At 37.9% G+C, this 18,284-nt stretch carries 29 protein-coding genes and 1 tRNA gene; 1 reads left to right on the forward strand and 29 read right to left on the reverse strand.

Features of this window, described 5'->3' with window-relative positions; translation table 11 throughout:
* Positions 1-27: 27 nt before the first annotated feature.
* The 26 genes from QM481_RS10545 to QM481_RS10670 all read right to left on the reverse strand — a co-directional run bounded on the left by QM481_RS10545 (position 28) and on the right by QM481_RS10670 (position 15,648).
* Positions 28-441: a hypothetical protein gene (locus QM481_RS10545; RefSeq protein ID WP_283381733.1), complete on the reverse strand. Its 414-nt coding sequence runs from the start codon at positions 439-441 to the stop codon at positions 28-30.
* Between the two features lie 254 nt (positions 442-695).
* The gene (locus tag QM481_RS10550) at positions 696-1,151 is read right to left on the reverse strand and encodes a hypothetical protein (protein WP_283381734.1); all 456 of its coding nucleotides are present in this window, start codon (positions 1,149-1,151) and stop codon (positions 696-698) included.
* A 4-nt stretch (positions 1,152-1,155) separates the two neighbouring features.
* Entirely contained in the window at positions 1,156-3,270 is a 2,115-nt protein-coding gene (locus tag QM481_RS10555) for a putative phage tail protein (protein ID WP_283381735.1), read from the reverse strand.
* Positions 3,267-3,815, reverse strand: a complete 549-nt coding sequence (locus QM481_RS10560) for a hypothetical protein (RefSeq protein WP_283381736.1) — start codon at positions 3,813-3,815, stop codon at positions 3,267-3,269. The genes QM481_RS10555 and QM481_RS10560 overlap by 4 nt, the downstream gene beginning before the upstream one ends.
* A 58-nt stretch (positions 3,816-3,873) precedes the next feature.
* Positions 3,874-4,107, reverse strand: coding sequence for a hypothetical protein (locus QM481_RS10565; RefSeq protein ID WP_283381737.1), 234 nt, complete (start codon positions 4,105-4,107; stop codon positions 3,874-3,876).
* Between the two features lie 3 nt (positions 4,108-4,110).
* A complete protein-coding gene (locus QM481_RS10570) occupies positions 4,111-4,857 on the reverse strand; it encodes a hypothetical protein (RefSeq protein ID WP_283381738.1) in 747 nt (248 codons plus the stop codon).
* Positions 4,850-5,290 (reverse strand): LPXTG cell wall anchor domain-containing protein, encoded by a 441-nt coding sequence (locus QM481_RS10575; protein ID WP_283381739.1) that lies wholly within the window; start codon positions 5,288-5,290, stop codon positions 4,850-4,852. The genes QM481_RS10570 and QM481_RS10575 overlap by 8 nt, the downstream gene beginning before the upstream one ends.
* Positions 5,287-5,928, reverse strand: coding sequence for a hypothetical protein (locus QM481_RS10580; RefSeq protein WP_283381740.1), 642 nt, complete (start codon positions 5,926-5,928; stop codon positions 5,287-5,289). The genes QM481_RS10575 and QM481_RS10580 overlap by 4 nt, the downstream gene beginning before the upstream one ends.
* Positions 5,929-6,069: 141 nt before the next feature.
* The gene (locus QM481_RS10585) at positions 6,070-6,528 is read right to left on the reverse strand and encodes a hypothetical protein (RefSeq protein ID WP_095164486.1); all 459 of its coding nucleotides are present in this window, start codon (positions 6,526-6,528) and stop codon (positions 6,070-6,072) included.
* 1 nt (position 6,529) lies between these two features.
* Positions 6,530-6,853 (reverse strand): hypothetical protein, encoded by a 324-nt coding sequence (locus tag QM481_RS10590; protein ID WP_283381741.1) that lies wholly within the window; start codon positions 6,851-6,853, stop codon positions 6,530-6,532.
* Between the two features lie 4 nt (positions 6,854-6,857).
* Complete coding sequence (locus QM481_RS10595; protein ID WP_283368784.1) at positions 6,858-7,034, reverse strand: hypothetical protein; 177 nt, start codon at positions 7,032-7,034, stop codon at positions 6,858-6,860.
* Between the two features lie 25 nt (positions 7,035-7,059).
* Complete coding sequence (locus QM481_RS10600) at positions 7,060-7,752, reverse strand: lytic transglycosylase domain-containing protein (protein ID WP_283381742.1); 693 nt, start codon at positions 7,750-7,752, stop codon at positions 7,060-7,062.
* The gene (locus QM481_RS10605; protein WP_283381743.1) at positions 7,733-8,302 is read right to left on the reverse strand and encodes a transglycosylase SLT domain-containing protein; all 570 of its coding nucleotides are present in this window, start codon (positions 8,300-8,302) and stop codon (positions 7,733-7,735) included. Before QM481_RS10605 ends, QM481_RS10600 begins: the two co-directional genes overlap by 20 nt.
* Before the next feature lies 1 nt (position 8,303).
* Complete coding sequence (locus QM481_RS10610; RefSeq protein WP_176464459.1) at positions 8,304-8,462, reverse strand: hypothetical protein; 159 nt, start codon at positions 8,460-8,462, stop codon at positions 8,304-8,306.
* Positions 8,463-8,465: 3 nt separating this feature from the next.
* Entirely contained in the window at positions 8,466-8,933 is a 468-nt protein-coding gene (locus QM481_RS10615; RefSeq protein WP_283343263.1) for a hypothetical protein, read from the reverse strand.
* Entirely contained in the window at positions 8,933-9,646 is a 714-nt protein-coding gene (locus QM481_RS10620) for an SH3 domain-containing protein (protein WP_283381744.1), read from the reverse strand. The genes QM481_RS10615 and QM481_RS10620 overlap by 1 nt, the downstream gene beginning before the upstream one ends.
* Before the next feature lie 57 nt (positions 9,647-9,703).
* A complete protein-coding gene (locus QM481_RS10625) occupies positions 9,704-10,252 on the reverse strand; it encodes a hypothetical protein (protein ID WP_283381745.1) in 549 nt (182 codons plus the stop codon).
* Between the two features lie 38 nt (positions 10,253-10,290).
* On the reverse strand, positions 10,291-10,737 hold the full coding sequence (locus QM481_RS10630; protein WP_283381746.1) for a hypothetical protein: 447 nt from the start codon (positions 10,735-10,737) through the stop codon (positions 10,291-10,293).
* A 34-nt stretch (positions 10,738-10,771) separates the two neighbouring features.
* Positions 10,772-11,269: a hypothetical protein gene (locus tag QM481_RS10635; protein WP_283381747.1), complete on the reverse strand. Its 498-nt coding sequence runs from the start codon at positions 11,267-11,269 to the stop codon at positions 10,772-10,774.
* A 312-nt stretch (positions 11,270-11,581) separates the two neighbouring features.
* Positions 11,582-11,839: a hypothetical protein gene (locus QM481_RS10640; RefSeq protein ID WP_283381748.1), complete on the reverse strand. Its 258-nt coding sequence runs from the start codon at positions 11,837-11,839 to the stop codon at positions 11,582-11,584.
* Positions 11,840-11,857: 18 nt separating this feature from the next.
* A complete protein-coding gene (locus QM481_RS10645) occupies positions 11,858-12,142 on the reverse strand; it encodes a hypothetical protein (RefSeq protein ID WP_283381749.1) in 285 nt (94 codons plus the stop codon).
* Between the two features lie 76 nt (positions 12,143-12,218).
* Positions 12,219-12,701: a hypothetical protein gene (locus QM481_RS10650; protein WP_283381750.1), complete on the reverse strand. Its 483-nt coding sequence runs from the start codon at positions 12,699-12,701 to the stop codon at positions 12,219-12,221.
* Between the two features lie 7 nt (positions 12,702-12,708).
* Complete coding sequence (locus tag QM481_RS10655; protein WP_283375432.1) at positions 12,709-13,416, reverse strand: hypothetical protein; 708 nt, start codon at positions 13,414-13,416, stop codon at positions 12,709-12,711.
* Positions 13,417-14,052, reverse strand: coding sequence for a hypothetical protein (locus tag QM481_RS10660; RefSeq protein WP_283368772.1), 636 nt, complete (start codon positions 14,050-14,052; stop codon positions 13,417-13,419).
* Between the two features lie 2 nt (positions 14,053-14,054).
* Positions 14,055-14,480, reverse strand: coding sequence for a hypothetical protein (locus QM481_RS10665; protein WP_283375431.1), 426 nt, complete (start codon positions 14,478-14,480; stop codon positions 14,055-14,057).
* Positions 14,446-15,648: a hypothetical protein gene (locus QM481_RS10670; RefSeq protein ID WP_283381751.1), complete on the reverse strand. Its 1,203-nt coding sequence runs from the start codon at positions 15,646-15,648 to the stop codon at positions 14,446-14,448. The genes QM481_RS10665 and QM481_RS10670 overlap by 35 nt, the downstream gene beginning before the upstream one ends.
* A gap of 146 nt (positions 15,649-15,794) precedes the next feature.
* Between QM481_RS10670 and QM481_RS10675 the strand changes: the two genes are divergently transcribed.
* A complete protein-coding gene (locus QM481_RS10675; protein WP_283381752.1) occupies positions 15,795-15,959 on the forward strand; it encodes a hypothetical protein in 165 nt (54 codons plus the stop codon).
* A 71-nt stretch (positions 15,960-16,030) separates the two neighbouring features.
* Here the strand turns inward: QM481_RS10675 and QM481_RS10680 are convergent, their stop codons facing one another.
* The 3 genes from QM481_RS10680 to QM481_RS10690 all read right to left on the reverse strand — a co-directional run bounded on the left by QM481_RS10680 (position 16,031) and on the right by QM481_RS10690 (position 18,001).
* Positions 16,031-16,372 carry a hypothetical protein gene (locus QM481_RS10680; RefSeq protein ID WP_283381753.1) on the reverse strand — a complete coding sequence of 114 codons (342 nt, stop codon included), beginning with the start codon at positions 16,370-16,372 and terminating at the stop codon, positions 16,031-16,033.
* A gap of 86 nt (positions 16,373-16,458) precedes the next feature.
* Entirely contained in the window at positions 16,459-17,643 is a 1,185-nt protein-coding gene (locus QM481_RS10685) for a tyrosine-type recombinase/integrase (RefSeq protein ID WP_283381754.1), read from the reverse strand.
* 284 nt (positions 17,644-17,927) lie between these two features.
* Positions 17,928-18,001, reverse strand: a tRNA-Arg gene (locus tag QM481_RS10690).
* Positions 18,002-18,284 lie beyond the last annotated feature (283 nt).

Genomic DNA, 18,284 nt, shown 5'->3' on the forward strand with positions numbered 1-18,284 from the left:
GTAGGTAAAATAAATCTTATTTTGCCATCAAAAAGCTATCCCCCAACTTACAGACCTATTACCCAAGTAAAAAAGAGCAATGCCCAAAACAGGTGCTCTTACTTTCTGCCAGATAATTTGAAGATTCTTTCTTCGAATGACTTTGTTGTCTATTTCGGCAACTCTGATATAATCATTGGCATTCTGGTCACTGAGTTCAAATGCCTTTTGGCTTGCCTCTATGCCTTTTTGATAGTTGGCATGGATTAATAGTAGCTCATTGTATCGAACCAAGAGCGAATCATACTTCATTCTATCAGATACGATATTTCGTAGTTGAATGGCTGTGATTTGGTAGAGTTTACCTGTTGATTGGTTGGAGCTGTCCGTAGTGCTTTTCGAAAAGCTTTTCCATGGTAGAATCAGGCATATGAATAATGATAACCTTAATATCTTTTTCATCTTGTAGGTGCTTTTCCTGTGTTTTTTCAGTGTTAGAAAGTCCATTTTTAAAAGCCTCATTGGCTATTTTCTGCATGGTGGTACGTTCAACGTCTCTTTCCTGAATTCTCTTATTGATTTCTATCTTTTGCCCCTCCAACTTTTCAGTGGAACGACTACCAATTATCAAATAGAGCGTAGAACAAACGAGTAAAATAACTATCCCCTGTAAAAGCCTCAGCTTCCACAGGAGTAGTTTGATGGGAATGTGTAGATTATTGAGCATTAGCTTCAATACTTTCTTGCGCAATGATTTTGTCTAAAATATTCTCGTCTACACTCAGTATCAATTCAGCTAGGGAGCCTCTAAATTGAAAATGAGATAAGGCAGTATTTATTAATGCAAGATTCTCTTTTAAATCTTGATAGGATGCTAGACTGGGTAAAAGATGAATGGGTAATGCCAAATTTTCTAAGTTGATGAATATCTTTTCAGAAAACTCTTCTTGAAATAATGAACTTTCCGTCAAGATTTCCCTAAATACAAGTTTGTAAATAGAGTTTACGCAATTAGTTTTTTCAAGTTGTCCTGTTTGAAGGTTAGGAGACATCGTTTTAATTTTCCCAAATTGATTTTCTATTACTAGAAAATTGGGAAATGGTTTTACCTCATTGGAGGTGGTTTGTAAAGGAATAGCTATGATTCCCGCTTGATATAATCTTTTATCCATTGTATTAATTTGTTAATTCCCAATATACCACACAGTTGTCGGTTGTATCAGAAGAGGAGATTGTGAAATAGCTACCTGCTACCTTTTGAGTTATTCTAATTCTACCATTGTATTGTCCTATTTCTTGAACAGAAATCTTGATTCCTGAAGTAATAGAAACAGCATTGGTATTGACGGTTACTGAGCCACCTACTAATGTGGCAAAACCACAACTAGCATTTGTACCAGTTGCAATCTTCATTTTGCCAGTAAAATATATATTTCCCCCTACCTGTAGTTTATCAACTCCATTATCAGTGGTTGTATTTACCAATAGAGGTTTGGTTTGACCATTAATAAATACTGGTTTCCAACCTGAATTAGAACTATTGGTCTCTTTCACGTATAGTTGTTCACCCGAACCACCATCCGACCGCAAATAAATATTACCACTCTCACCCCATCTCACACCCTCTGGAGAACCGCTACCAAACATAACACTATCATCACTTTCAGCGATTATAGCATAAGATGAAGCACCAGTTTTCATCAACAAAACAGATTCCTTAACGTTTCGTAAAGTATAAGTACTAGAACCGTTTATAGTACCACCTGCTTCTACATTTACGATTGCTAGATTTGAACTATTACTCTTTGCTACCACGAATAACTTACCATCTTTAACATTTGTAGTTGGTAATGTAATAGTTACGTTGTTAGAGGCTGTATTTGCAAATAATGCACAATCAAGATTAGTCGCTACATAATTGGCTGTCTTGAATCCACCAAAAGGGTAGTTTGATGATACGTCATTCGGAAACACATATTTGAAATTCCCTCCATTTCTAATATTACCGTTTACACGGATGATGTTTGTAGAAGGAATCAACTCAGGGTTACGAACAGGATGTGTCAATACGTCACTTACTATAAGGTCAACTACAGCGTTATTAGTAAGACACTTGATACCGTATGCTATAGAACCTGTAATAGAGTACTGAGCTCTATCATAAATACGTCCTTTAATAATGGTGTTATTGGCATTTTCCTCCAATATAATAGCCGTAGAATTTGTCACTGGCGTTGATGTTGTGAAGTCCCAACCAATTGCATCTATGTCAAGTGAATTAAATGTATTATTTCGGTTGGTAACTCTTAACCCATAATTAAAGCAATCCTGTATATTGACTACCGAAAAGTTATTAAACAATCCACTCACAGAAATTCCACCTCCAGAACCCCAACATTTGATGTTAGAAAATCTGTTTGACGTTCCGCCACCATTATCATTTATGACCTTTAATCCATCTCCATTAAAGCAGTGTCCTAGAGTCAGTTCAGAGTAACTAGAATCCCAAGTGTTACAGATCAAACCATTCTCTGTGACATTTTCTACAATTATCTTAGAAAAGATATTATCCCCAGAGCCTGAAAGATAAAGTCCATCCCCTTTTATCTCACGGATAAAAAGATTTTCAAGTCTATTCTTTGGTTCATAAGCATTATTCCCTAACTCATCAACAAATCTGTTTCGTAAAGCTATAGCTGCAGTATTGGACAACTGAGATAACCTATTCCCGTGTATTGAAAGATTCTTGATTGAAATACGATATTGAGAATCATTTAATGTTTTTAGAATAGCTTCTGGGTTACTGTTAGATTTGAGAAGAAGTACTGATTTGTAGATATTTTGTCCTACAAGGCTATTGTTTGTTCTTAAAACTATATCTCCCGTTACAAGATATGTTTTAGATAGTAAAAGAACAGGATGAGTATTTACAGTTAAGGCACTTTGAATCGCCATTGTATCATCAGTTATTCCGTCACCAACAGCGCCAAACCACTCGGGTAAAAGAAAATCATTAAACTCTCTTTTTAGTCTTGCACCTTCACTGGTAACAATACAAGTCCCTATATTGTCTAGGCTATCCACATCATTTGGATCAAAATACCATGCACCTTCCTTTCCTTTGTCTGTCATCCAAAATCTTTTCTGCATCTGCAAAAAATCCGTACTACATTGTCGAATAGTAGCTTGAGAAATTTGGTTTAGTGTTGCGATAGGTAATACAAACTCTTTTGCTTCTTGTTCGCTCAAGGTTTTTGTTTTCCCTGCTGTTAATGCTAGTATTTTCGTCATAATTCTACCTTTTGTGAAAAGTCAATCAACAAATCTGAGGGACTAATGGCTATTCCGACGCTTCGAAGCATTCCACTCTCAGGGTCATTGGTAGACATTCCACCTGCTATTGTTGCATAATAGGTTTTGTTTGGTTCTAAGCCTGTAAATCCGCTTATCTTCCCTGCTAAGGCTACACGAATCAAGTTGCCTGAAACGGCGCTTGCTTTGGCAATTCCAATAGCTAGGTTGTACATATCTTCATCGGTAGGGTCAAACAGGCAAACAGTTCCGTTTTGAATCGCTACCACTTTGCCAAAACCAATGTTTTCCCCTGCCCTCAAAGCGATTTCTGTCAGGTTTTCAAGCTCTGAAATCTTTGCCTGAAGGGATGAATCATTTGATGAGGTTGGAACGTACAAAATAGAAGGCTGTAAGGGTATTTTATCTGTATCAAGCTTTTCAACCTTCTCATCCAAACGCTCAAATACCTTCTTAAAGGCTAGTGCTATTGCCGTCAAAATCAGTAGCACAAGTAGTAAAACATAAATCATCTTCTTTCTCATGATAAAAAATAGCCTTGCCCAATCTTTGGACAAGGCTTCTTGATAGGTTTAGAATTGGTTATTTATAGACTTTCTTGGAGGCTTTGCGAAGAGCTTCTCCCCATGTGGGAGATTTCTTACCCACTTTACCAGCATTATAAATTTCTTCTACTGCCAGTAAATTAACCTTTTTTACCTTTTCCTGAGCCTTTTTCTGGCTTGGGGTATAGTTGGGCTTAGTTTTCTTTTTATCGGGCTTAAATTCGATGATTTTGCCCTTTGGTTTAGCCTTTGGCTTTTCTTGTTTTGCCATAGATTAAATAGGTTTAGATTTTTTGATGATACGATAAACTAAATAAAGAGCGCAAAGCCCTAACAATCCCAATACATAAACCATTGGATTATCTTTCGTCTGGCTTGCTACTGTTTGTCCTGTAAGCTTTCGATAAAGGAGTTTGCCTTTTGTTAAAACGGCTTGCCAGTACTCACCTCTAACATTCATCCAACTGATATAACCACCTTCGTAAAGCTCCCTTGGTCGACTCAAAAGACCTAAATAGTCATATTTGATGCCTTCTTGATGAGTTTTATTAAACCAGTCTGGAGTAATAAAATTCGAGACTTCAAAACCATCAATCAAATATCCTTTTCCATCGGTTGCGTCTGCTACTTCTTCGACAAATAATGGATCATCTTCATTCTCTTTGTACCCTGTGGTCTTTCTGAACTTTTTCAAAAAAGGATTATGAACAATTTCCATAATCTCATGACTCAGTACATAGGATGTTCGACTTGAGTATTTGACTAGTCCATACGGAATGCCATCATCACCTACGGCGTGATAGCCTCCCAAGGTAGGTTCGTCAATTTCGTATTGGATGGTGACTGGATAATAACCAAGGCTTTTTGCGGTCTTTACGTCTTGGAAAACCACCGCTTGAGATTCTACCGCCCACACTGGCGCAAAATGTAGGGAGAGTTGCTTGTTGATAGCATTCACCATCTTATCAAGCCCATCTCCCTGAACCTCTTTGACATTGGAAATTACGGCAATCTTAATCATCCTTTTTTCTGAATGCGTAAATCAAACCGCCAATCAATGCCACCGCTCCTAGTACTACAACTATTACTACGTTTTGCCCTGTTCGCTCTAATTGCTTCTGTTGAACACTTGGGTCTGGTTGAGTAGTAGTCGTTCCTGTGTCGATGGCATTTGGAAAGACGGAGGTAAACAAAAGTCCCACACCTGCCAAAATACCGCCCCAATTGGTGTTGGTATTCTTACTAGCTACCACATTCCCTTGATTGTCTTTTACTTCTAGGGTTGTGCCTGTGGCGGTCACGGGTGAGGCTTTTTTTCCTGTAAAGATATTCTTGATTCCTGTCCAGATGGACGAAATAGCCTGTCCTGCCTTGGTCTTCTGGTTTTGAGGCGTTGTAGTCTGGCTTTCAGACGATGTATTCAAGCCTTGTGAGGTATCTACCTTCTTTTTCATGCTTCCTCCTTTCTGCCTCTAAGAAAAGCCCAAACTGCGATACCAACACCAACCACCAAAAGAGCAATACCGATGATTAGACCTGTTTTACTAGATTGACCTGAGCCATTTGAATCACTTGAACCTCCTGTTCCTGAACTGCCAATACCTTTTTGGTTATTGGGTGCTTCAGGGTTATCTGTATTGGCTTGGTTTTTCTGCTTCTCCATTTCTGCATTGGTCAAGGCACGTTCTTTGTATTCATTTTCTCCCAAAACCTCTGAAGCTTTTACCCAATAGAGTGCATTTTTCAAAAATGAGTCTTGATTTACATAAGGATTGTACACATAAAGCGAGCCTTCAACCTGATGAAATACGACACCTGAAACAATCTCTGTTCGCCCAGTGTATGTCCCAACGTAACTATAGGTTTTTGACCACATCTTCATAATTTTCTGTTCGGGTACGTTAAGAGCATCGCCTACATAAGCATGAAGTTTTACATCTGGGTCAGGAATACAACTTTCTGAATTAAGAATCCAAATAGGTTCGTCTTTTGCCATAAAGTCATACTTTTGACCTGTCGGTAATTTGGCTGCATAAGCGTAGATATTTTCCTTGTTGGTGAGCAATAATTCGCCAATCGTAAGTTTAGCCATTATTCATATTTGTTTAATTTTCGCAACTCCTTTTCTTTTCTCAGTTGGATAAAGTTGAGTGTTGTACCACTTACGTAGAAAAGCACAATTGACAATCCAACCAGAAAAGAACCTATGCGAACAAGTGTGAGATACATAGTTTTATTTGGGGTAATAACGTTTACAAATCTTCTGAATCATTATTCTCAAATCATCGGGTGAAACACTCTCAGGGTCATGGTGTGGCAAGTCCATGCCTGCCTTGGTAAGTGCTACATAACATAAATCAGCGCAATAGAAACCATCATTGGATAAACCCATTGGATATAGCATACTTCCAAGTACCCCTGCCCAGTTATACGGTTTTCCGTATTTACGTGCTACGTATTTTCGTGCCTCTGTTTCATAGAACCACGGAATTTCGTAGTACTCCCAAAAATCGTGGTTGCGGTTTTTATCCTCTTCGTAAATCCCTACGCCTCTATACATATCGGATGAAGCAACTTTCCCATCTGAAAAAATCAACTCACAGTGGATGATTTCTGACCTTAGAAATACCTTCATTACCTTGTCGGTAATTTCGTTGTCGTGGCGATAATCTTTGAATGCAATCAAAAACATACTATCCTAACATTTCTTCTTGGTGAGCTTCTGGCTTTGGTTTAGCTGAAGCGTCCAAGGCTTGAACTCCAATGTAACCTTCTAAAAGTTTTGAGGTCATCTCAACCTTTTCTGCCATTTCTGGCATAAATACTTTTACGAGCTGAAGCACTAAAACGCCTAAACCTGCCACTGTGGTTTTGGGGTTTTGTAAGGCTACTTGGAAAAACTTCTGGAGTCCATTCTTATCAGTAACCTGTTGGTAATTCTGATTTTGTTGGGCTTGCTTTTCCACCAACATTTTTAATTCCTGAATCTCCAGTGTCAACTGTTCTGTATTTTTCATCGGTTTAGTCGTCTGTTGGTTCTTCATTGAGGTGTTCTCCTTCCTTGATTTTTTGGTGCTTGAGCTTTTCATTTTTTATCTTCCAGTAAACATATACCGCTGAAAGTAGGAAAAAGCCTCCTTGGGCTAAGTCTGAGAAATCGTGCATAATAAAACCCAAAAACGGGATTTCAAGTAGCATATCTGAGTCGGTGTATAAAATTGTCCTAGCTAAATTCATGTCGTACTCCTCGAATGGAATGTTTGATAAAATCCTTAATCCATTCTTTGAATGATTCCCATGAATCGGGCTTGTACATGAAATAGCCTGTTAATGCAAAGAATGAGATTCCTAACACCCACAAAAGAAGCTTGCCAGTTTGGGAACTAAGCGACCCTTTCTTTTCTAAATTGTTTATGTCGTAGCCGACTGGACAAGCCTTCTGTAGGAATATTTTTACTTCTGCCACCGTGACCACTGAATCTTTGTTGTAGTCGAGCGGATTGGCGCTGTATGCAGACGAACCTGCACGGTATAGAACCGTATTATCTGATTTACCGAAAGCAGAAGGAAAATGAACCAAGAAATACAACTGATAAGCGTCCTTGGGTACTCCTCTGCTTTTGATAGCTTGTTGTAAATAGGCTTTGACAAATGGCAACTGTTGTACATGATTCATCTTTGCCAGTGCCGCCGTTGTCGTGCCGATGGATCGTGCGGTTGCCTCTAGGAACTGAATCAAACCCGTTGCGGTACTGCTTGGGTTCTTTGCTTGTGGATTCAGTCTTGATTCAGCCCACATCACTATCATGAGCCAGTCTGGATTGGCTATTCCCAAGTCATCACATATCGCTCTGACTGTATTTTCAAACGCAGTGCGTAGGGATGACGGGATTTTCTCAATATAGACTAGGCTCATAAAGAATAGGTATTTTACTAGCGTATTTACGGTCTTTCTTGTGCAATTTGATTGCCTTGGTAACTGATTGCTTAAAAAAGCATTTGACATCAATTACCTCTAATTTACCATCGTGGTCACCATAAACAGTATCGAGTACTTTGTTGCCACGATACGCTTTTTCGTGTTCCAAGGCAATGACATAACCATCACTTTTGCCCAAACAAACAGGACTGAAAACAGCTAAATACACATCGTAGGCACAATTCATTTTCCCCACGTAGGGTTTGAGATAAGGCAATACTAAATGTTCTAATTGCCACTCTCCATATTTACCTTTTACCTGGTCCAATGTGTAACCTAACCTTGCAAGTGTCGATGGTAAGCACTGAATGAGTCCGAAGGCATTGCTACTTTTATTCGTTGCTTGTGAATCGAATCTTGATTCAACCCAAATCACTAGCATGAGCCATTCAGGTTTGATTTGTAGTTTGGCTGACACCTCTCGAACTTTCGAGATAAACCCAAAGGGATTTCTAAACGTCAGCCATTCGAAAGGTAGTATTTCCATATTAAATCCAACGGGAAATTAGTCTTGCGAACACAATCAACAAAATCCCTGAACCTAGCGCCGTAGCACCTAATTTCAAGGTGCTTGCTGTGTCAAATTGTACGTTGATGTTTGCGCCTACAGTACCTAGATTCCCTAAAATTCCAGATTGGTTATTCATAGTTTAATAATTGAGTTTTAAGGTAATCATACGATTCTCCATGCGTTGCTGTTGGTCTCCACTCCATGAGAAAAGAATCTTTTTCCAACTGGTGACACGTGTCCATAAGGTAGCCGAATCCTTCTTGCCATATTTGGCATTGTAGGTTTGCACCATAGTATGAAATTGGTCATCGGTCAAAGACAAAGCTTTAATGTAGGAATCTCGCAAGTCATCCGAATTACCAAACCAACTATCAAAATAGGCGTGGAATTCTTCTACTAATGGGTTTGGATTCCAACCTTTGGGAATTCCACTTCCTGAGTCTGGCAAGGGTAATTCGAGATAGGTTTCTTCTTTGGGTTTGGTTAGCCTCTGATAGCCTAAATAGGCAATAAAGGCAAACAATACGTACCAAAAGAACCTTGATGCAGTAAGGAATTTAATTCCTGTACCAATGCCATCTACGGCTGATTTTAAAGCTCCTTTCACTAATTACCTCCCCTTTTAAAGATTCCACTCAATAGTTTAACGGTTACAAAACCAACAAATGCAGTAATTGCTCCCTTGATAATAAGCTCTTTTACTGACCATCCCTCACCCGTTGAAACACTGGATACTTCTACTGTTTTGGTTTCACCAGTTGAAGTGGTTTTCTGTACCGATTTTTTGACTACTTGTACCGTTGGACTTGGTTTAACTAAAGAACAGTACTGAGCGGACACATAACCAACACCACCTAACGCTAAATTGAACTTTAAGAAGCCATTTGTTGCCTTACCATCACTCTGACCAATCAAATCACCTTTGTTGACTTGGTTTTTGATAGTAGCCGTCAAACTCGCACCGTTTCGGATTCGTACTGAATCACCTGTACAATAGTAGTTTTTAGTACCTGAAACGACTGTTGGTGTCGAAATGGCTGAAATATCTGATAACGGAACAATGACGTTAGCACGGTACTTGAGCATATAAAGAATGGGTTTGTACAACTGTACTTTTACCAACTTTGACTCTTCATATACATCTTGGATAATACCCAACTGTAGCCCATTATTCATTTTTTTGACTACATTACCAAAGTCAATTTTCGTTGGAGAATCTTCATCCCAATCAGCACCATCATACAATTTTACGTATCCGTAATTGGGAGATGCCGTCTTGACGGACATTCCTATACGCACACTCTTTACATCAATTGCCATACTGATTTTGTGTAAATAGAAGGACTCTATCTTTTACAGAGTCCTTCCAAGGTTTTATTAATCTTCGTCGTTTGACTTCAAAGCTTTGTAGCCAAAGTACACTGCAATTGCTACTACACCTGCAATCAACCAGTTAACTGGCTTTTTGTAGAATGGGGTTGTTGTATCTGAGCCACTACCTGTTTCTGAGCCACCTTTGGATGAACCACCAAAAAGTTCTTTTAAAGTGTCCTCTGTTGATTTTTCAGTAAAAGGAACATTTGAGATGTTACCTTTACCATCGGTGTAGATACCGATTTCCTTGTTTGTATCGATTGCGTAAACTTTACCAACTGATGCAACTTGGTTGAGTGCATACACTTGGATTTGCTTAATGTAATCTTTGATGGCTGGCATATCCAACCAACCAGAGCCTGTAATCATCTCCTGTGTCAGTGGCCCCCATGCGTTGGTTGAGCTATGCTTTGCGAATGATACTTTAGTACCGTTAAAATCTACTAAAGCGTAAGTCCAAACGGAATTGTCGCCGAAATCACAGGCAAATAGTACTTCGCCTTGCTTCACTGAACCTGAAGCGTGAATGTTAATTAATGAAGCTGTTCCCATTATAGGTTTAGAATTTAAAAGTTGAAATTGAAAATTGTTTAAAGTGCGGGGACATCAATGTTGTTGTCTTCTAAAATGTTTACCAGTTTTTTAGCGTAGGCAATCATTCTAATCAAGGTAGTGTCCTGTAATTGAGCTTGAGGCTCTATATAACCCGTAGCATCAAACTCAGTAGAGTTGAATTGGGTGTATTCCATTGCCGTTGCGGTGGCTTTTAACCCTACCGCAATTAACTCGGAGTCACTGGCTAATTTGGTTAGGTCACCTGAGGTAAAGCCATTGAGATAAGTAACCTTACTGACAATAGTGGAGTGAGTAAAATACTCTCTGCCTACGGGTACAAGTTTGTTGGCTAGGTTACTGGCAAACAATAGGGCTACATACAAGCCGTTCTTTCGAACAATTTTGATAGTACGAGCCACCCCATCGTTGTAGTTGACACTAGCAACAGTGTCTTGATTTTGATACTGTTTTGCGAAAACCATTATCTTAATCGTTAATAGATGAATAATTGGGCAATTAAGCGTAAACCACTTCGATTTCGACTTCAATTGACGAAAGCAATTTCAAATACATCGCCTTGTCTGGAGTCATCGTTTGATTTACTGGATAGATGAAAGAGCCACCTTTTTCATGTACGGCTTCAATCTCCACACGTTGAGCCTTTTTGAAGCGGTCAACGGTTTCAATGACTAACTTTTGCTCAATCTGTTTGAGTTGATTGAAGTTGGATTTGACTCTGATTCGAACACCGTGAATCATTGGAGGATAGGCTAAATCATAATCCAAGGTGTGTTGGATTAGTTCTCCCAAAGCAGTTGCCGTAATTTCAGAATCACCGTCCACAGCTTTAAAAGCCCCATCGGTCAGCACTTTACCAACTAAAAGATTTTTAGAAGCTAAACCACCAATAAGGCAAACATTACAGTCTCCCTCTGAGTTTTTCAACTTGTACTTTAAGGATTTGTTGGTGTCTGAAGCACTTTCCCCTGATGGAGATAGGTTTACATTTTCCATAAAAATAGGTTTAAAATTGATTTGTTTTTTCAAATGAACAGGACAAAGATACAATGGTAAAAGGGGGCAAAAGGACAAAAACGCCCTAGTACGACGCTCGAAGTATCTAGTCTGGAGTAAATGCGATGTAATAGGGAGTTAATTTTTTGATAGCAATATTTTGAGCACTGTTGTCTGCTCAGCTGTGGATCTGTCAAATCCTAATGGAAATTTGATAGCAAAATAAAAGACCAGGGAAAACTGCAGAAGGAAAAGGAGCTGTTTTTTGATAGCAAAACACTTTAGTGGTTAGACAGCTCCTTTTCGAGAAGACTACTTGGTGAGAAAATTACTATCAGGAATCCGAAAGACTTCTGTATAGATATAATACATGGCAGGGTAAGGTATCTTTTTTCTTAACTGTGGATTGTCAGGGTCAAAGCCTAGGCTTTTTAGTTTCTCTGAGTGAGCATCAACCCTCAAACAATCCATCAAGTATGGTATATCGGCTTTGATGTTTTTATCTGAGCCAGTCGTTATGTTCAAACTCTTACAAATATCTGTGAGCGTTGAGGGTTGAAAACTAATCATAGTGGTTAGGTACTCTTTTTATGATTTTAGAATAGGCGTAAATCCAATATCAAGTTTGGAAACTTCGTCTCTGGTTAAGCCTCCGTTTCCGTATCGGGCTTCATTGAGCTTGAGACCCCGACGGTTACAATAGTGCTGCATAGTAGATTGCTCTGTATTGTGGACAGGTGCTTCAAGGGAATAGGGGTTTCTAAACATACTTGGGTTGATTAGATGTGAGCGAGAGTCCTTTCTTTCTGCCAATTGGCAAACTATATACCCTAGAGAAAGGACTACAAAAAGAATGAGCAATAGGTTTAGCATCGTGTTTTCAATTTATGATTTCGTGTTTTCGTCTCCAAAGCCGTTTGCAGGTGGGGACTTGTTGGGTAGAATCTTTTTAGTTTTCATCGTAATTCCTTGCTAATTCAAGGATGGCGTGTTTTGAATCAATATCAAGCTCATCGTATATACTTTTGTCCTTTTGGATGATACTTGCAAGTCTGAAAACATCCATGTTTTCAAATTCCTCAAAAGGTTTATCAAAGTTTTCTTCAACGACCAAATCCAGAATACCTTCGTCAATTCCTACTTGAGATAAGAAAACATCCCGTTTCTCACATGATTTCATGATTACGAACCCAATGGTTGTGTTTTGGGATTCCTGATTGATGTTTTCGTGGCTTGTTGTAATATTCTGGATGTTTTCAAGAATGTTTTCGTTCACGTTTTCGTGCTTGTTTTCATCACGTTTTCGTTTCAAATGACCAAAAATCGCTGAAAACGTAAGGACGATTATTCCTACAATGGCAAAAACAATCAGTAGTATTTTGGAGATAAAGCCGTAATTCCAGCCTTCATCTTCGTCTTGAAATGCACTCATATAGGTGTTATTTAGGATTGAACTCTAATTTCTGTTTGGCAAATGGAAAATACTCTTTTCCATTGAGCCATTCTACCGTGTTTTCATTGCGAATGCCGACCCGATATTCTTCTTTGTCAAAATAGCGAGTAGTCCATTTTTGGTTCTCTGGTCGCTTCGTGTTTTCTTTCGCAATATCAAATAACAGATAGGCAATTTCTTTGCGGGGTTGCACCTTGGTTGGCAAGTCATTGAAATCATCACTGGTCTCTTTAAGGACCAACATATTCATCATCTTGAGCAAATCGGGTGAAACCTCTGTACCTCCAAAATAGTGAAACTGTAATAGCAATTCCAGACCATTGTTTTTGGGTGTTTTCAGAAGCTGTTTTTGTGCCTTGGTCATTGTACCAGAGCCAAAGAAACTCCCTGCATCATCGTAAATCACTACCGCATTTTTGACATAATTCGAACAGAAGTGAGAAAACTTGTCATAGTCATCACTTTGGATTTTTACGACCGCATCTTTGGGTAAAGTTTTCTGCAAATCTTCCATTTGAATCACCTTGGTGATGTCACTGTACGAACTATTATTGGAGTGGTCGTAAACGATAATCCGTTTGGGATTTTTACGATATGCACCGACTCGAAAGTCTAATGATAATTCTAGGGCTTCATGGGTTTTACCTGTGTTTCTAGTACCAAAGAAGCCCCAAACATTTCCCTTCTGATTCATCTAGGTGATTTTTTCTTTAATTTTACGAAATACCTTTACAGTGAAATTGGATAAAGCCTCTGGATGGTGAGCGATAAGGCTTGAACTCATCATAATGACCAAATCTCTAATCATGGAAGATTTTGAAGGCAATCGGTATTTTCCTTCACGAGCTTTCTTTTTGAGGTCTTCCAAAATGACTGTTTTCACAAACTTTCGAATCACGTCAGTATCTTCCAGTCCTTCATCTGCTAAGATGTTCTTCTTTTGCTCGACTCTTTTCTGTGCTGACTTTACTTCGTCGCTCATTTGAATCTTTCCCGATTCAAAATCTTCAACAAGCTTTTCATCTCCACTTTCGGTAGCCATCTCAGCCACGACATTTCGTAGCACACCCGTACCCGTTTTTACGTAGCTGAAGATTAACTCTGTTTCTAACTCAGCGTTACCCTCCAAAATCGAGTTTTCAATCACTGGCACGTATGAAGGTGTGAGAATCTGCGTAGGTGGCTTAAATGGATTCTCAAAAATACCCTCTGACACGGAAGGTGCAGGAGGTTCTGCTACTCTTTCAGGGGTAGAATTCAGTGAGGTCAGAATACTATTTCCCGTTCTTAATCCCTCATTTATTTTTCTTAATTCGTCTGCAAAACTCATAGCTACGATTTTACGTGGTTGACTCCTTTCTTACCTAAATAAGTAGTTACCTTAGATAATCCAAGGTTGAGGAAAAATGAAAACACAAGCTTTCTCTTATTTGAAATCCATGTTTTCATTTGACCAATCAATGTTTTCCTACCTTCCCATTCGATGATAAACTTTTCAAAAACTGGACGCAAAGCAGGTTCAAAATCAATCATCCCGTTTTCGCGGAGGCATCCCGAAAGACTCAGGTATCTACCAATTATGTCTAGTTTGATTTCATTGTTGAAAACAGCGTTTTCGTAGGCTTTTCGCTTTGCCATAAGTGCTAAGGCATCGTCTGAAAACACTTGGAATTCTTCGTAGGTCATTGCCCCATGACTATGATAACTTACAATGTTTTCATGCTCATCTAGGGTCACTGTTGCCAGTATTTGCTTCATAGTTTTCAAAGGCTTCGATGTAGTAACTTTTCAATTTCTCGGTGCTGACTGTTTTCACAGAATACTTTTTCATGAAATCATGGGCTTTGTTGACCATATTATCCAAACCTGCCTGATTAGCTAGTTTAAATCGTGTGATTTCAGCTAAGACAGTATCCAAGTCCTCTGTTTTCAATCGAGCGTTTTCAGACTTCAAAGCTCTGTTTTCATCCCATATTTTTATGAAAACAGGATTTTTTTCAATGTTTTCATGGATGTTTTTAACGTTTTCACGATTCATGAAAACATTGATTTCGTCCTGAAGCCTTTGGTTTTCATGACTAATGTTAATGAAAATTGGGTTGTCTTCAATGTTTTTGATTGCAAGACGCTGATTCTCTTTTGTCAACTGGATGTTTTCACTTTTGAGCTTCATGAAAACAGGATTGTTTTCCATGTTTTCAAAGGTGTTTTCAACGTTTTCACGATTCATGAAAACATTGATTTCATTCTGAAGCCTTTTGTTTTCATTCTGTAGATTGATGAAAACAGGATTGTTTTCAATGTTTTCAGAGATGTTTTCAACGTTTTCACGATTCATGAAAACATTGATTTCGTCCTGAAGCTTTTTGTTTTCATTCTGTAGCTTTATGAAAACAGGGTTGTTTTCAATGTTTTCAGAGATGCTTTCAACGTTTTCACGATTCATGAAAACATTGATTTCATCCTGTAGCTTTCTGTTTTCATTAACCAATTGGATGTTTTCATCCTTGATTGATTTCATGTTTTCATCCAGTAACGTTTGAAACTGTGCTTTTACCTCAGCCTCTCTCTCAGGAGTGAGCAGGCGTTCGTCGTTTTCATCCAAACCATAAGTCAAAACATTGAAAACGTGCTTTGAAAGTGCCATTTTGGCGATATTTTCAATGTTTTCATACTCAGGGTTTTCATTGAGCAATGTTTTCAAGTCTATGATTTCACCATCGTTCAGCTTTAGAACAATCATGTTTTCATTGACTACAATAACTTTGTTTTCATAACGGTCTTCTAGGATTTCATTGACGAAATCACTCACGTTGCCAGATGTTTTCAGCCATTCGGATACCTCTGGACGCACACGGCAACCTACTTGAACGGTGCGAGAACTATTTACTTTGTTTTCATTCATACTCCAAATCTTTGTTTTCATGATGAAATTAGCACCTTATGAAAACATAAATTCAAGGCATGAAAACACAGAGCCTAAAATATCCCCTTTTATCCTGTTTTCATCCTTTTTCTCCTTACTCAAAAATGATAACTTTGTAAACTGTCAAACTTTAACATACAAATTATATGAGTGCTTCTACAATCGTCAATTCTTCGGTAATTGCTCAACTAATGGGATGGTCTAAAAATTATGCACAGAAGAAAATATGTGCTGTCAAAAAAGCGAAGGGATTTGCCTACGTTACTCTGGCTGACTGTATGGAGGCCTGGAACGTGTCAACTTCTTGTTAATCTTACTCTCTCTAAACTAAAAAAGAGGCACTTGCGTACCTCTCTATAATAAATCATTTCAAATACTAACCTCAATTTGAATTTATAGAATCATATTGATTTCGTAGGTTATTAATGTGTTTAATCACATCTGAGTCTGTTAAATCATCTAAATTGATATTAGAGGACAATCCCATTAACAATATAACCTTCTTTAATATTTCCCTATTTTTATTACTTCTAGCTTTCTGGTAATATTCTGCTGAAGCCCTGTAAATTTTACAATCCAACTGATGAGATTTTTTTTGAATTATATCAACCGTGGATTCTTCAAAAAGGACGGATTGATTTTGTAAGGATTGTGCCATGAAAACCTGCTCTGAATAATAAAGGTTATAAACATCATAGCTAACGAATAATTCAGGTATATTCATAATAATATGGTTGATGTAAGGAATTAATCATTTTATAAATATACTAAATTATTTAATCAAAAAAGCTCGTCAATATTCAGATTTGTTTATGAGGATTTTAAAAACTGCTTCTTAATAGTCGAGTCCTTCACTCTGGCATATCTTGAAAGCTGTCTGCTATCTTTCCAACCTACCATTGCTTGAATCGTGCTTTCTGGTAAATCCAGCTCATTGATACCATGGTCAACAAAACTCTTACGGGAGGTATGAAAGGTTAGATACTTATTTATCTTTGCCTTTTTGGCGATTTCCTTGATGTATTTATTGAGCTTAGTGTTTGATAGCTTCGGGAGTGAGTAAATATCAGAGCCGTAACGTTTGAATATACTCATGGCTTTTTCGTTTAGCGGCACTCGCTGTCTGGTATCCGTTTTGTCCCTTCCTAACTTTATCCAGACGGTTTCATCCGAGTCAATGACGATATCATCTTCTGTGAGCGTATTGTAGTCAATAAAGCTCAGTGAGGTCTCTGCACAAAAACGATAAATATCAAAGGTCTTTCGATGCTTGTCAGACAAATCCAAGGCATCTATTTTGTCCATTTCCTCCTGTGTGAGTGATACAGGATCCTTCTCTTTGGCTTTCTCAACCTTATAGCTTTCAATTTTTCGGTCTTGAGTGTAACCTTTAGATACAGCGTACTTAATGATACCTTTAATAAGGAATTGATACTTTTCGATGGTGCTTTCTTGATACTTTGAAATTTTAAGGTAGAATTTGAAATCCTCCATGAAAACATGGTCAATTTCATCAATATCAATTTGCTCCAGTTGCTTTTGTACCAGATAGGTTCGAATAGTCTCAAATTTTGACTCTCGACTTACTACAGATTGTTTCTTGAGCTTTTCGGCTTTGACCAACAAATACTGGTCTTTAATAAACTCTTTGAATACATCAATGAAAGATGGTACTCTTTTTCCTTTCCGTACTAATCCGTTAGACACTCTGTGCCTTTCTAAGATTTCGTCTGGTCTGATTGGCTCATTGGGTTTTTCAAAACCGATTTGATTGAAGATTTGTGTAAAACGTAATTCATGGTTGTCCATAAGCTTTTGATTTTTGGCAGCCTCTTTGCCTTGAAAACATTGTTCTTTGGGATTCCATTGTTTGCGGTTTAATTTGATTTTTGTAGAAATTGGAACGGACTTTTCACCATCAACGGAAATTTCGCAATAGATAGTACCAAGGTCTTTGGTTTTACCTTCACGAAACCAATAATAGAAGGACATCATGTTGATAGGGGTGTAACTAACATTTCTAGGTGGTGTTGCAGATTTTTTAACATTTGTAAAAACTATTATATGTGAAGAAATTATAAAAGTTTGATACAAACCAAAAAGTATTCCAAAGCCACGAAAAATAAAAGTGTTAGTAAAATTGTTAGTAAAATTGAAAAAGTGCCTTGGTTGCAAGTAGAGGGGCTTTTTGAGGTATTTCAGACGATTGCGGAAAATCTGTTATAAAACAAAAAAGTGAGCTAATTAGCTCACTTGCAATGCCTTAAAAATCTGGGTTGTGGTCTCGTAGGGATTCGAACCCCAAACCTTCTCATCCGTAGTGAGATGCTCTATCCAGTTGAGCTACGAAACCTTTATTTTGTTACAGTGTCTCTGTGTTTCTGTGATGCAAAATTAGAAGATTGTTTTTAAAAACACAAACGTTTCAGGAAAAAAAATCTATTTTTTTATGTAAAAACCCTCGTTTTTTCGGCTAATAAAGATGTTTTCTTCATCATAATGTATGTAGTAATTATTTATTTTTCAGTTGCTTAGTTTCACACTAATAAAACCACTATGCTCAGAAAAAAAACGTAAAAAAATTTCTTGTGAACCTAAAATATCCAGCATTTAACAACTTTTGAATTCGATTTTGT

It is taken from the genome of Flectobacillus rivi (assembly GCF_030056655.1).
GTDB classification, from domain to species: domain Bacteria; phylum Bacteroidota; class Bacteroidia; order Cytophagales; family Spirosomataceae; genus Flectobacillus; species Flectobacillus rivi.